This is a genomic window from Phaeobacter sp. HF9A (assembly GCF_011806385.1).
Taxonomy (GTDB): Bacteria; Pseudomonadota; Alphaproteobacteria; order Rhodobacterales; family Rhodobacteraceae; genus Epibacterium.
The window spans coordinates 1-12,781 of record NZ_JAATOX010000118.1; the positions used below are offsets into that span (position 1 = coordinate 1).

Consider the following 12,781-nt stretch of genomic DNA (forward strand, 5'->3'; position numbering starts at 1 on the left):
GGGCCCAACTGCTGCCCTGGCTTTTTAAAGCCGGGGCCGTAGGCGGGAGCCTCCCGCTCCTTGATCCCAAACCTTCGTCACTGAGCTTGATCAGTTGCCTTGATCGCTTGCAAAGCCGACTTTGCATTTCTACAATTACCACACCCGTAATTTGCAAAGGCACGCCGGATGGCCACCCAGAAACTCTATGCTGGCGCAAAGCTGCGCGAGATGCGCGGTCGGCTCGGCCATACTCAGAAGGACTTCGCCGCCAAGCTCGGCATCTCCCTGCCCTATCTGAACCAGATGGAGAACAACAACCGCCCCGTCTCCACCACCGTGGTGCTGGCGCTGGCGCAGGAGTTCGGGCTGGATGTGACCGAGCTCTCCTCTGGCGACAGCGAGCGGCTGATCTCTGACATGCGCGAAGCGATGGCGGATCCGGTCTTTGCCGATGATCAGCCGCCACTCTCCGACCTGCGCCTCACCGCCTCCAACGCGCCGGCCCTGGCGCGAGCGTTCTTGACGCTGCATCAGGCCTATCGCCAGACTCACGAGCGGCTCGCCTCGCTGGACGAAGCACTGGGGCGCGAGGATGCGCGCATCCAGGCCAGCCCCTGGGAAGAGGTGCGCGACTTTTTCCACTATTGCGACAACTATATCGACGCCGTGGACCGCGCCGCCGAGCGCGTTGCCGGAACCGGCGAGCCGGGCGTCGCCGCCGAGGCCGCGCTGCGGGAGATGGGGATCACCTTGACCCTGCGCGACATGGACGGGCTGCGGGCCTATGACCCGAACACCAAGGTGCTGGCGCTGTCACATCGCTCGCCGCCGCAGACCCGGCTGTTTCAGATGCTGTTGCAACTGGCGCTGCTGAAATACGGCGATTTGCTGGACGCCACGCTGGATTTTGCAAAGTTCCAGACGGAAGAGGCCCGCGCGATTGCAAAGATCGGTCTGGCCAATCATTTCGCAGGTGCCGCCCTGATGCCTTACGGGCGCTTTCTGGAGGCGGCACAGGCCTGCCGCCACGATCTGGAGCTGTTGGCGATCCGCTTTGGCGCTTCGATCGAGCAGGTGGCGCATCGGCTCTCCACCCTGCAACGGCCCGGCGCCAAGGGCATTCCGTTCTTTTTTGTGCGCGTCGATCAGGCCGGCACCATCACCAAGCGCCACTCCGCCACGCGGTTGCAATTTGCCCGCTTCGGCGGTGCCTGCCCGCTGTGGAATGTGCATCGCGCCTTTGAAACCCCGGGCCGTTTCCTGCGGCAGCTGGCGGAAACGCCGGACGGGGTGCGCTATATCTCGCTGGCGCGGGATGTCTCCAAACCCGGCGGATCCTTTGGTGCGCCGGTGCGGCGCTATGCGATCTCGCTGGGCTGCGAGGTGAGCCATGCCGATGCCTTGGTGTTTGCCGACGGGCTGGATGTGACCCAGGCGAGCGCCTTTGAGCCGATCGGGATTTCCTGCCGGATCTGCGAGCGCCAGCATTGCCACCAGCGCTCTGTTCCGCCGCTTGAACGACGGCTCACGGTGGATAGCAACGAGCGCAGCCTGCTGCCCTATCGGGTGAATTGACCCCCCAAAAACAAGAAAGACCGCCCATGTCCGGGCGGCCCTTTTTTTGCTGCTTAGATCGCGAATTACGCCTTGGACAGGATGCCCCAAAGCTCGTCCTTGAGGGCGGCGCGTGTCTTGCGCAGCTCGCTCTCGGCCTGCTCGGAGACCGGCTCCAGATTGGTTTCGGCCCGGTGCACGGCGCGGTTCACCTCGTGATACTCCTCCGAGAGTTTGGCGAAATGTGCGTCTTTCTGCTTCAGCTCGCTGATGAGCGCGGCCTTGTCGGGAAATTCAGCGGCCAGTTCATGCGGGGTGTGAGACATCTGTTCGTTCCTTGTCTGCGTGTTTCTCCAAGAGCTTAGAAGATGACTCGCAGGCACACTTTGACCGGGATCAAAGCCGGAGCTTTTTCCGCCCGGAACATATTCGGAAAAGGCGTGACTTTTTGCACCACCGGATTAGGCTGGAGGATAATTTCCAAAAAAGGGGGCGCGTCCCTGCCCCGGTTTCCAGTTCCGGAGTATTTGCCATGTCAGCCCCGATCCGTTTTACCGCATGCGCCGCACTGCTACTGACCGCCGCCTGTTTCAATGATGGCGATGTGGTGCCGGTGAACCTTGATTTCGCCTATACCAACTACGGCTATATCAATTCTGGCGATTTCCAGGCCGGCAGTTTTCTGCTGTGGAACAAGGCCGAGGGCAAGATGATGCATCTGTCGGATATCGGCGGCTTTGACGCCCCGCTAAACCCGCGCGACAAGAGCTTGCAGGTGGCGCAATATGCCGGTGGCGCGGATCTTGGGCTTGGTGGCAAAAAGGGCGTGATCCAGGCGCGGGCGGATGCCATGATCGCCGCCAATTCCTCTTTCGAGATCAGCTATCCCAATACCGTCGCCTTTGACAAATACCTGAGCCGGCTCAGCCGGTATCTGAGCGCAGATATTCGCGAGGACGGCGATCTGATGAGCGAATGGCGTTTCAAGGAGGCGGTGAACGACAAGGATCTTTATTATGTCCTGATCCGCAAGGTGACCTATGGCGACGGGATCGAGCTCAAGGTCAATGGCGAGGCCCGGGCGGATGGCGGTTTTACCGTGCTGCTGAAGGGTGCGGATGTGAGCATCGCGCTCAGGGGCAAGGGGTTGCAGCAGATCCGCGGCACCGACACCGAGGTGGCCTTTGATGTGGCGGTGCTGCGCCCCTATTGGAAGGACAACGCGGCGGGGGGTCAGAACCCGGCCTTCCAGCCCGCCGGATGGGTAGAGAAATCAGAGCTCTCCGAGGTCTTTCGCAACAGCGCCGCACCGGTGCGGCAGGGCAGCCGCCGCCCCTAGGCACAGGGACGGCGGCAGGCGCTCAGCGCTGCGCCTCGCGCCAGTTCGGGTTGAACCAGGGTTCGGCGTTGGAGGACGGCAGGCGGCGGCCCAGAATATGGTCCGAGGCCTTCTCGCCCGTCATGATCGAGGGGCCGTTGAGGTTGCCGTTGGTGATGCGCGGGAAGATCGAGCTATCCGCCACGCGCAGCCCCTCGACGCCGATCACCCGGCATTCGGGGTCAACCACCGCCATCGGGTCATCCACCGCGCCCATCTTGCAGGTGCCACAGGGGTGATAGGCGCTTTCGACGTGTTCACGCAGGAAGCCGTCGATCTCGTCATCCGTTTGCAGATCGCTGCCGGGCTGGATCTCGTGTTTGAGGTAGGGTTTCATCGCGTCCTGGGCAAAGATCTCGCGCGTGAGGCGCACGCATTTGCGGAAATCAATCCAGTCCTGCTCGGTCGACATATAGTTGAACAGGATCTTCGGCGCGGCCTTGGGGTCGGCGCTGGCCAGGGTGACCTCGCCGCGCGAAGGCGAGCGCATGGGGCCCACATGGGCCTGAAACCCGTGCCCCTCGGCGGCGACCTTACCGTCATAGCGCACCGCCAGCGGCAGGAAGTGATACTGGATATCGGGGTAGTCCACGCCCTTGTCAGACCGGATAAAGGCCGCGCTTTCAAACTGGTTCGAGGCACCAAGCCCGGTCTTGCTAAACAGCCACTGCGCGCCGACCAAAGCCTTGCCAAAGAGGTTCCAGTATTTGAACAGGGTGATCGGCTGCTTGCAGGCGAACTGGAAGTAGAACTCCAGATGGTCTTGCAGGTTCTGGCCGACGCCGGGGCGATCCGCCAGAACCTCGATGCCATGTTCGGCCAGATGGTGGGCGGGGCCAATGCCCGACAGCATCAGGAGTTTCGGCGAATTCAATGAGGACGCCGCAAGGATCACCTCCACATTGGCGCGGATCACCTCGACCTTGCCGCCGCGTTCGACCTCGACGCCGACGGCGCGGCCCTCCTCGATCACCACCTTGCGGGCGAGCGCGCGGATCAGGCTGCAATTCTCGCGTTTCAGGGCGGGCTTGAGATAGGCATTGGCGGCGGACCAGCGGCGGCCCTTGTAGACCGTCATCTCCATCGGGCCAAAGCCCTCTTGCTGCTCGCCGTTGTAATCCGCGGTGGCCGGATAGCCCGCCTGCGTGCCTGCCTTCACAAAGGCGTCATGCAGCGGGTTGTCGCGCGGGCCGCGGGTGACATGCAGCGGGCCGTCGGTGCCGCGCCAGTCGGGATCACCGCCATGGCCGCGCGCGTCCCAGCTCTCCATCCGTTTGAAATAGGGCAGCACATCGGCATAGGACCAGCCGGTGGCGCCGCTCTCGGCCCAATGATTGTAGTCGCCCGCATGGCCACGCACATAGACCATACCGTTGATGGAGGACGACCCGCCAATCACCTTGCCGCGCGGGGTGACCAATTCGCGCCCGCCCAGATGCGGCTCGGGCTGGGATTTGTAGCCCCAGTCATACATCGCCATATTCATCGGATAGCTGAGTGCGCCGGGCATCTGGATGAACGGCCCCGCATCAGAGCCGCCATGCTCGATCACAAGCACCGACTTCCCCGCCTCGCTGAGACGGTAGGCCATGGCACAGCCCGCGCTCCCGGCGCCAACAATCACGTAATCCGCGTTCATCGCGTCTTTTCTCCTGTCACAGTTCCGAACCGCCAGCGGCGGCCTGGGGCATAGCTTCTTTGTTCCCCCTCGTCCCTTTGGGCGACGGGGAGGGTGGGTGGGCGTCGCCCAAAGGGACGAGGCCAATCGGTTGAGGGCGCCTCTTACAAAGCCACGGCGCACGCGCCCTTGCGCATCAAGGTCAACCGCAGTGTCCTTGCAGAGCGGATCACCGGGATCGGCTGGCCTGAGCGGGTGTTGATATACCCGCCTTTGATGACAGGGCCGGCAACGGGGCGCGCGAAATGAGTCATTCTTTCGTCTTTTCACCTAAGGATATTCGAGTGCGCAATGCACCGGGTCATCTCTGGATCCGGCACAGTCAAAAGCGGCGGCGCGCGCCCCTTGTGGCTGGGTCGGGCGGGCCGCGCCCCCTTCGGACAAGGGGCGCGGCAGCTGTGTCAGTGGACCGTTTCGATCTTGTGGAAATCGAGCAGGTTTTCCGCCGGGCTGGCCTTGATCGCCATCACCTCTTTGCGTTTGTAGACAAGGATATAGGCAAGACAGGCCACATAGAGCCCGATCACCACGCCGCCGACCCACTGGATTTTCAGCCACTGGCTCTGAAACGCGAGGGTCAGCGCAAAGAGCACGATCGCATTGCCGATCACATAGGGCACGCGACCAAGGCGCGCGACGGTGAGGTTGAGGTTGTCGGTGTAAAGGCGGATCAGCGAGTCAAAGGAGTTGACCACAAAGATCATGCCCACAACCAGCATCGACACATTGATGAACAGCGTCGTCGGGATCTCGTTCAGGTAGTAGTAATACAGAACCGAGAACCAGATGCCGAGCGGGATCGAGGGGAAGATCAGAAGCGCCGCAAGCACCTGCCAGGTCTTCATGCCCCCCACAAAGCGCGAGGTGAACTGACCGATCATGATCGACCAGGCAAACCACCAGAACAGGTAGAATTCATGGTAATCGGTGAGCGGCAGCACGAATTTGTGGATATTGGCAAAATAGCCGCCGATATTGCCTGCGGTATCGGCAAAGGCGCCCAGCCCCATGCCGGAATAGGCCCACATGCCCAGGATCAGCACCAGAAACAGCGCCGTCGAGCCCACCGAGAGCACCCGGACATATTTCAGATCGGTGGAGGAGAAGGCCGCCACCAGGATCACCAGGAAGGTCATCACATAAAAGGCCGGAATGACGCTTTCGCCATCGCCCATGAAGGTCGCGTAATAGGGCAGATAGATCAGGAACAATGCGCCGGTAAAGGCACAGGTGCCGATGATAACAATGTTGTTGATCCATTTCACCAGCGGGATCTCGAAGAATTTCACCCGTGGCTCGATCACGCAAAAATAGAAACTAGTCAGGAAATAAAAGCCCCAGATCAAAAAGCCCCAGAAGCCGAACTCCAGCGCCAGCGGGTTGGTAAAGCCATAGGCCGGCTCCGTGGCCGTATCGGCATAAAGCGGGAAATCCCAGGCCAGCGGAAACATGATCAACCCGACATCAAGGCCGGATGTGAACAGGATCGCGATGAAGGTAAAGAGATGCACCGGCGTCACGCCGACCACCTCCAGATTCCACCACTTTATGACGCAGAAAACCACCAGCGCGAAGGCCAGCAGGATCCCTGCGGAAATCAGGTATGTCATTCGTTTCACCTCCCAGTGAAAAAGTCGCAAAGACGCGGACTGGCGTCTCGGTGGGTCGATGTTATTGTTATTGGTGGCCCCGTCCAAGATAAGCGAGGCTTGGGTGAGCTAATCAAATTTTGAATGATCATTCAAGTTTTTGATTCGTGAAACAACTACTGAACGATAACCGAGCTGGCACACTCTGATTTATGGCACGCAAACGCATTCGCGATATCCGCAACGAAGAATTCATCGAAGCCACCATCGTCACCGTCCACAAACGGGGCTATGCTTCTGTAACCATGGCAGAAATCGCGCGCGAAGCCGGGAGCTCCGCCGCCTCGATCAGCTATTATTTCGGCTCCAAGGAGGGGCTGATGGAAGCCACGATGCGGCATCTGTTGCGCAAGCTGCGCACCGCGATGGTGGCCGGCTATGACCGCGCCCAAACCCCCAAAGAGCGGCTCTATGCGGTGATGGATGCGAATTTTGCAGATTCGCTGTTTTCGGTGCCGCAATGCAACATCTGGATGCAGTTCTGGGCCAATGCTCCCTATTCCACCACCCTGGCGCGGCTGCACCGGATCAACCGCGCCAGGGTGCGCAGCCATTTCCTGGCCGAGCTGGGACAACTCCTGCCCGCCGCGCAGGTGGAAACCGCCCGTCAGGCGCTGCAAAGCTATATGGACGGGGTCTGGCTGCAAGCGGCCCAATCCGAGGGGCCGCTGAACGCCGAAGCCGCCCGCCGCGCCGCGCATCAGGTGGTGGATCTGGTCACCTCATCCGGGATAGAGCCCTAGGCTCAACCCCTTGCTGCCGGTCTCCTCGACGCGGAGATAGCGCAGCTTCTGTCCTTGCGGCAGGTAGATCAGGGTCAGCTCATGCGCCGAGACCTGCGCAATGCGATAGCAAAGCCAGGTGCCGGTGTTGCTGTCCCAACTGTCAAGATAGAGCCCCTGCCCGGCCTGATCGGCCTGCCCGCAATGGCGCTGAACCGAGACATATTCCTCTGCGGTTTCCGCGCCCGCATAGCTGCTGACCCGCTCCGCGCCGCGAATGCGGAAGCTGTCGTTGGTATCAAGGGCCGATTGCCAGGCCCCTTGCAGACGCTGCAACATCCGATCCGCCTCGTTCAGCGGCAGCAGCTCCAGCTCTGTGATCGTCAGCGCCTCTGTGGTGTCAAAGAGTTCGGTGCAATTGCCCCGCACATGCACCCGCCGCCCCTCGTCAAGCGTTTGAATCTTCTCCCAGATCTCGTCGGAGTTCCGTTCGTTATCATAGACAAGATAGCGTTTTTCCTCGCCGACAAAGGTGCAAAACGCATCATGTGACCTTGTGTCATTGCGGCACCCCTGGAACACCAGCGCGCCAAGATCCATGACTTTGTCACCGGAATGGGCCACTGAGTGAGAGGCTGATCGCGTCAGGTTATTGCTGAGCCGATAGCGAAACGCCGACTGCTCGGTTCCGGTATCAATGCGGGCAAACCCGGCCTGCCGATGCCGGCGGCGGATGCAGTTTTCATCGCCAACGATGGTGAAGTCATCGTTATTGACGCAGAAAATCAGCTTGTCGTCCCGAAAGTCCCAGCCCGGAGTTTCCACCCGCAGATAATAATCGCGTTCGGTCAACGGACCTGCAACAACCACCGGGCACTGCATCGGCGGGATCTGCCACCAGCCCTTTGAAACCCAGTCATCGGTGCCCCAATAGCCGATGGCGACCTGTTGTTCCGCATTGGTATCATTGCAGAGTTCAAGCTCTGCCCGGGCAGTGGTTGTCAGGCCCAAAAGGAAAAACAACAGTAAAATAAACCGTCTAAAAAGGCATAAAGCCATGAGATCCTAGTCGTATTCAGTCAGTCCAAACCTCAGGCTAGGCGCAAAAGGTAACAAATTTGCGAATGTCACATCTTGGTTGCCATAGGCGTCGGGGTGATCTCGCGCCGTTTCGCCACCGCCTCGCGCCAGGTCATGAAGCTGATCGCACCCAGGATCATGCAGCCGCCCAGCACCACCCAGCCGTCGATCCCCTCGCCAAAGGCAAGTGCGCCCAGCAAAGTCGCCCAAAGCAGTTGCAGGAAGGTGACCGGCTGGGTCACCGCCAGCGGCGCGGCGGCAAAGGCCAGCGTCATTGTGTAGTGGCCCGCGGTGGCAAAGCTCGCCACCGCAAAGAGGATCGCCAGCTCATAGAGGGTCGGCGTCACCCAATGCATCATCGCAAAGGGTGCCAGCGCCAGCGTCACCCAGACCGAGAGCATGGCGACCACCGCCACCGGGTTGGTGCGCCCCACGATGACCTTGGCCAGGAGGTAAGACAGGCCGAAGGTAAAGCCGGTGACCAGCATCGCCAGGTGCCCGGGCGAGACCTCGCGAAAGCCCGGACGCAGGATCACCAGCACCCCGAGCAGCGCCACCACAATGGCCGCGATCCGGCGAAAGGCGAGCTTTTCGCCCATGAAGAGCGCCGCGCCCAGCGTCACATAGACCGGCGAGAGGTAGTTCATCGCCGTTACCTCGGCCAGCGGGATCTGGGTCATGGCAAAGAACCACAGGATCACCCCCAGCGCATGCAGCCCGCCGCGCAGGGCGGAAAGCCCGAGCACCGCCGGTGTCCAGCGCACCAGACGCAGGGCGGAAATCATCGGCAGCAGGAACACCAGCCCCAGACAATAGCGCAAAAAGGCGCTCTCGGCCGGTGGGATGCGCGGGCCGAGGAATTTGACCAATGCGGTCACCGCCACAAAGCAGACGCCGGTCACCAGCATCCAGAAAATCCCGCGCATGGGATGGGATGGCGCAGGCGCGGAAGACGGCGTGGTTGAGGGCGCAGTTGATGGCACGGGGGCACGGAGGGTTGCATTGCTCATGGCGCCCAAAAAATACCTTTTGGCGGCGCAAGACAACCCTTCACTTGTGAAATATTGTACCCCTTCTGCATCCACCTCGACCAGCCAAAGAGAGGCGCAAAAATACCTTGTGATCAGCGCATTAGGAGCGGTTGGGCAGAGGCACGAACTCCGCGTCATCGCCCGGTGGCAGCTGAAAGCGCGGGTTATTGGCAAAATCGCCCGCCGCCCAGGCCTGTTTGGCCTCTTCGATCTTTTCCTTGGAGGAGGAGACGAAGTTCCACCAGATGTGGCGCGGCCCGCCCATCGTCTCGCCGCCCAGCGCCATCAGCCGCGCACCTTCGGGGCCGGCGGTCACGGTGATCGCATCGCCGGGGCGAAAGACCATCATCTGGCCGGCATCAAAGGTCTGGCCTGCGATCTCCACCGCGCCCTGCATCACATAAAGCCCGCGATCCTCGTGATCCTCGGGCATCGGCAGCCGCGCGCCCGGATCCAGGCGTACATCGGCATAGAAGCTCTCAGAGAGCATGGTGACGGGGGCCTGCGCGCCCCAGGCGGTGCCCAGGATCAGCCGCACCTCCTTGCCCTCGCCCTGCAACAGCGGCAGCGCGGCCTTGTTGTGGTGCTCAAAGATCGGCGCCATGTCTTCCTTGTGCTCCGGCAGCGCCACCCAGGTCTGCACCCCAAACAGGTCGCTGCTGCCCCTGCGGGTCTCGGCTGTGGTGCGTTCGGAATGGGTGACCCCCTGCCCCGCCACCATCCAGTTGACCGCCCCGGGGGTGATCATCTGCTGGGTGCCAAGGGAATCGCGGTGCTCGAACTCGCCCTGATAGAGATAGGTCACCGTGCCCAGCCCGATATGCGGATGCGGGCGCACATCCAGCCCCTGACCGGTGAGGAAATCCGCCGGGCCGATCTGGTCAAAAAAGATGAACGGCCCGACCATCTGCCGCCGTGGCGCGGGCAGCGCGCGGCGCACCTCAAAGCCGCCAATGTCGCGAGCGCGCGGGATGATCAGCGTCTCGATACTGTAGGGGTTGCCCGCCTGCGGGGTCTCGGGGTCCAGCAATGGGTTCCAGCTCATGTTCCTGCCCTCCTAACGTAACAGGAATGTAGGCCGGGCGGCGCGATTGCACACCCCCAATGACCGCACAGCCCCTGTGTTCTGGCGGTGCCTGTGTGCTGGCGGTGCCTCTGTGCTGGCGGTGCCTGTGTGCGGGCGGCCCCCTACATCAGCAGGAGTTTCAGCGCCAGCGCCAGCATCACCAGACCGATCAGCAGATCCAGCACCTGCCAGGCGCGCGGGCGGGCAAAGAGCGGCGCCAGCAGCCGCGCGCCGTAGCCCAGCAAAAAGAAAAACGTAAAGGAGGCCGCAACCGCGCCAAGGCCAAAACCCCAGGCCGGGCTATATTGCGCCGAGATCGCGCCCAGCAGCACCAGCGTATCAAGATAGACATGCGGGTTCAGCCAGGTGAAGGCGAGACAGGTCAGAAGTGCGGGCCAAAGCGCCAGCTGCCCCTCGCCCGCCGCCTCCATCGCGGCGCCACCGACCCAGGCGGCCCGAAGTGCCCGCAGCCCATAGAGCGTCAGAAACACCACCCCGCCCAGCCGCATGGCGGTTTCAAACCACGGCAGCCAATCGGCAAGCGTGCCAAAGCCCGCCACCCCGGCGGTGATCAACAGCGCATCCGAGAGCGCGCAGGTCAGCACGATGGGCAAGACATGCTGCCCCCGGATCCCCTGCCGCAGGACAAAAGCATTCTGCGCCCCGATCGCCAGGATCAGGCTGAAGCCAAGGCTGAACCCGGCCATCACTGGCATCAGGAGCTGAGGGGAGAAAGCGGCAAGAAAAGGCAAGGTCATGGGCGTCTCGGGTCTGAGGGTGAAATCTATCCGCCCTGAGCGGACGGGGCTGAGGCTTTGACTAGTCCGGTTTTTCAGCGTAATCCAATTAAAGATACTGACCCCGATTAAGACTGACTAATGCAGTTCGACCCGCCTCATCTCGCCGCCCTCTCTGCCGTGCTGCGCCTCGGCAGTTTTGACGCCGCCGCCGCGACGCTGGGGGTGACGCCCTCGGCGATCTCGCAGCGGATCAAGGCGCTGGAGGATCGTCTCGGCACCCCGCTTGTGCGCCGCGCCAGCCCCTGCACCGGCACCGAGGCGGGGCTGCGGCTGGCCAAACACGCCGAAGACGTGGCGCTGCTGGAACACCGGCTCAGCCGCGATCTGGCGCTGGAGGAAGACACCCGGCCAACCCGGCTGAAGGTCGCGGTGAATGCCGACAGCCTTGCCACCTGGTTTGTGCCCGCGATGGTGGCGACGGATGATATTCTTTATGAGCTGGAGATCGACGATCAGGATCACAGCACCGAATGGCTGCGGCGCGGCGCGGTCTCGGCCGCCGTCACCGCGGAGGCCCGCCCGGTGACCGGCTGCGATGTCTACCCGCTGGGGCGGCTGCGCTACGTGGCGATGGCCAGCCCCGATTTTGTCGCCCGCTATTTTGCCGATGGGGTCACCGCGGCTGCGGCGGCGCTGGCGCCTTGCATGGTCTTTAACACCAAGGACAGCTTGCAGCATCGCTGGCTCGCGCGCTTTGTCGCCCCGGGGCTGACGCCGCCGGCCCACTATCTGTCGTCCACGCAGGCCTTTCTGGATGCCGCCGTGGCGGGGCTTGGCTGGGGGATGAACCCCGAAGCGCTGGCCCGCCCCTATATGGCGCGCGGCGCGCTGGTGCCGCTGGTGCCCGACAGCGCGCTGGATACGCCGCTCTATTGGCAGGTGAGCCGCATCATGGCGCCGGCGCTGCGCGAGGTGACCCGGGCCATGCGCGCGGCGGCCGCGACCCATCTGCTGCCACCGCTTTCCGCCGACTAACCCCCCCGGAGCCATCGCTGCAAAGACACTGGCCCCAGGACACGCGCAGGTGCTAGGCTGGCGTCATGTTTCACGCTTGCCCCTCACGCCGATGAGCCAGGACAGGCCGCCGCTCTCCTTTGGCCGGAGCTTCTGGCTGCTGCTGATCCTGCCCCGCGCCGGGGTGCTGGCGCTGCTTTGGGCGATGAACCAGCTGCTGGCGCTGCCGCTCTGGCTCGCGGGGGCGCTCCTTGCCTCGGATACGCTGCTCCTGCTAGCGCAGCTGCGCCAATACCACCTGAGCGCCGAACGCCACATTCGCGATACCGGCGCTATGGCGCTGAGCTGGGGCGGCTATCTCGCCTGCCTGCTGGCGGTGTTTGCCAGCGCCACCCTCTGGTGGGACACGCTCCTGATCGCAACCCGCCCGCCTGCCGAGGAACGGTTCGATCTGCGCATGCAGCGCGAGCGAGAGGCGCTCTATCGGCTGGAGCTGAGCCCGGATCGGCGCGTTCTGCGCTTTGAAGGCGAGATCACCTATGGGCTGAAGCCGCGGATCCTACAGGCGGTCAATGCGACGCCGGAGCTGCGCGAGATACAGCTGACCAGCCCCGGCGGCCAAGTCTTTGCCGCGCGGGCCGCGGCGCAGGCGATCCTGGCGGCGGGGCTGACCACAAGCGCCAGCGGCGATTGCGCCTCGGCCTGTACGCTGTTGTTCCTGGCGGGCGCAGAGCGCCACCTCACGCCGGGCGCGCGGCTGGGGTTTCACGGCTATGGACTGAGCATGCGGGTGCATTTGCCCGGCTATGACATCAAGGCCGCAGAGGCCAAGGATCTCGCCTATCTGCGCAGCCGGGGGGTCAGCGCGGAGTTTACCAGCCGCGCCT

Annotated in this window: 12 protein-coding genes; 5 read left to right on the plus strand and 7 right to left on the minus strand. The window is 62.7% G+C overall.

The features are described from left to right. Positions 1 to 168 precede the first annotated feature (168 nt). Positions 169 to 1,557: a short-chain fatty acyl-CoA regulator family protein gene (locus HCZ87_RS16780; RefSeq protein WP_167645574.1), complete on the plus strand. Its 1,389-nt coding sequence runs from the start codon at positions 169 to 171 to the stop codon at positions 1,555 to 1,557. 65 nt (positions 1,558 to 1,622) lie between these two features. Here the strand turns inward: HCZ87_RS16780 and HCZ87_RS16785 are convergent, their stop codons facing one another. Continuing rightward, the gene (locus tag HCZ87_RS16785) at positions 1,623 to 1,862 is read right to left on the minus strand and encodes a YdcH family protein (RefSeq protein ID WP_167645576.1); all 240 of its coding nucleotides are present in this window, start codon (positions 1,860 to 1,862) and stop codon (positions 1,623 to 1,625) included. Positions 1,863 to 2,068: 206 nt separating this feature from the next. On the opposite strand from HCZ87_RS16785, the gene HCZ87_RS16790 reads away from it, so the two are divergent. Beyond that, positions 2,069 to 2,875, plus strand: a complete 807-nt coding sequence (locus HCZ87_RS16790; RefSeq protein ID WP_167645578.1) for a hypothetical protein — start codon at positions 2,069 to 2,071, stop codon at positions 2,873 to 2,875. Between the two features lie 22 nt (positions 2,876 to 2,897). Here the strand turns inward: HCZ87_RS16790 and betA are convergent, their stop codons facing one another. Continuing rightward, positions 2,898 to 4,553, minus strand: a complete 1,656-nt coding sequence (betA, locus tag HCZ87_RS16795; RefSeq protein WP_167645580.1) for a choline dehydrogenase — start codon at positions 4,551 to 4,553, stop codon at positions 2,898 to 2,900. Positions 4,554 to 4,993: 440 nt separating this feature from the next. Continuing rightward, positions 4,994 to 6,202 carry a BCCT family transporter gene (locus HCZ87_RS16800; protein ID WP_167645582.1) on the minus strand — a complete coding sequence of 403 codons (1,209 nt, stop codon included), beginning with the start codon at positions 6,200 to 6,202 and terminating at the stop codon, positions 4,994 to 4,996. Positions 6,203 to 6,393: 191 nt separating this feature from the next. On the opposite strand from HCZ87_RS16800, the gene betI reads away from it, so the two are divergent. Next, on the plus strand, positions 6,394 to 6,984 hold the full coding sequence (gene betI, locus HCZ87_RS16805; protein ID WP_167645584.1) for a transcriptional regulator BetI: 591 nt from the start codon (positions 6,394 to 6,396) through the stop codon (positions 6,982 to 6,984). Here betI and HCZ87_RS16810 read toward each other — a convergent pair. The 4 genes from HCZ87_RS16810 to HCZ87_RS16825 form a co-directional block, all read right to left on the minus strand. Further along, complete coding sequence (locus tag HCZ87_RS16810; RefSeq protein WP_167645586.1) at positions 6,964 to 7,986, minus strand: DUF1036 domain-containing protein; 1,023 nt, start codon at positions 7,984 to 7,986, stop codon at positions 6,964 to 6,966. The genes betI and HCZ87_RS16810 overlap by 21 nt on opposite strands. 104 nt (positions 7,987 to 8,090) lie before the next feature. Further along, complete coding sequence (locus HCZ87_RS16815; RefSeq protein ID WP_303048857.1) at positions 8,091 to 8,969, minus strand: DMT family transporter; 879 nt, start codon at positions 8,967 to 8,969, stop codon at positions 8,091 to 8,093. Between the two features lie 205 nt (positions 8,970 to 9,174). Next, a complete protein-coding gene (locus HCZ87_RS16820) occupies positions 9,175 to 10,119 on the minus strand; it encodes a pirin family protein (RefSeq protein ID WP_167645590.1) in 945 nt (314 codons plus the stop codon). 143 nt (positions 10,120 to 10,262) lie between these two features. After that, positions 10,263 to 10,856, minus strand: coding sequence for a LysE/ArgO family amino acid transporter (locus HCZ87_RS16825; RefSeq protein ID WP_167645596.1), 594 nt, complete (start codon positions 10,854 to 10,856; stop codon positions 10,263 to 10,265). A 162-nt stretch (positions 10,857 to 11,018) separates the two neighbouring features. Between HCZ87_RS16825 and HCZ87_RS16830 the strand changes: the two genes are divergently transcribed. Continuing rightward, the gene (locus tag HCZ87_RS16830) at positions 11,019 to 11,915 is read left to right on the plus strand and encodes a LysR family transcriptional regulator ArgP (protein ID WP_167645592.1); all 897 of its coding nucleotides are present in this window, start codon (positions 11,019 to 11,021) and stop codon (positions 11,913 to 11,915) included. 49 nt (positions 11,916 to 11,964) lie between these two features. Continuing rightward, a partial coding sequence (locus HCZ87_RS16835; RefSeq protein WP_167645594.1) for a hypothetical protein occupies positions 11,965 to 12,781 on the plus strand: 817 nt, incomplete at its 3' end.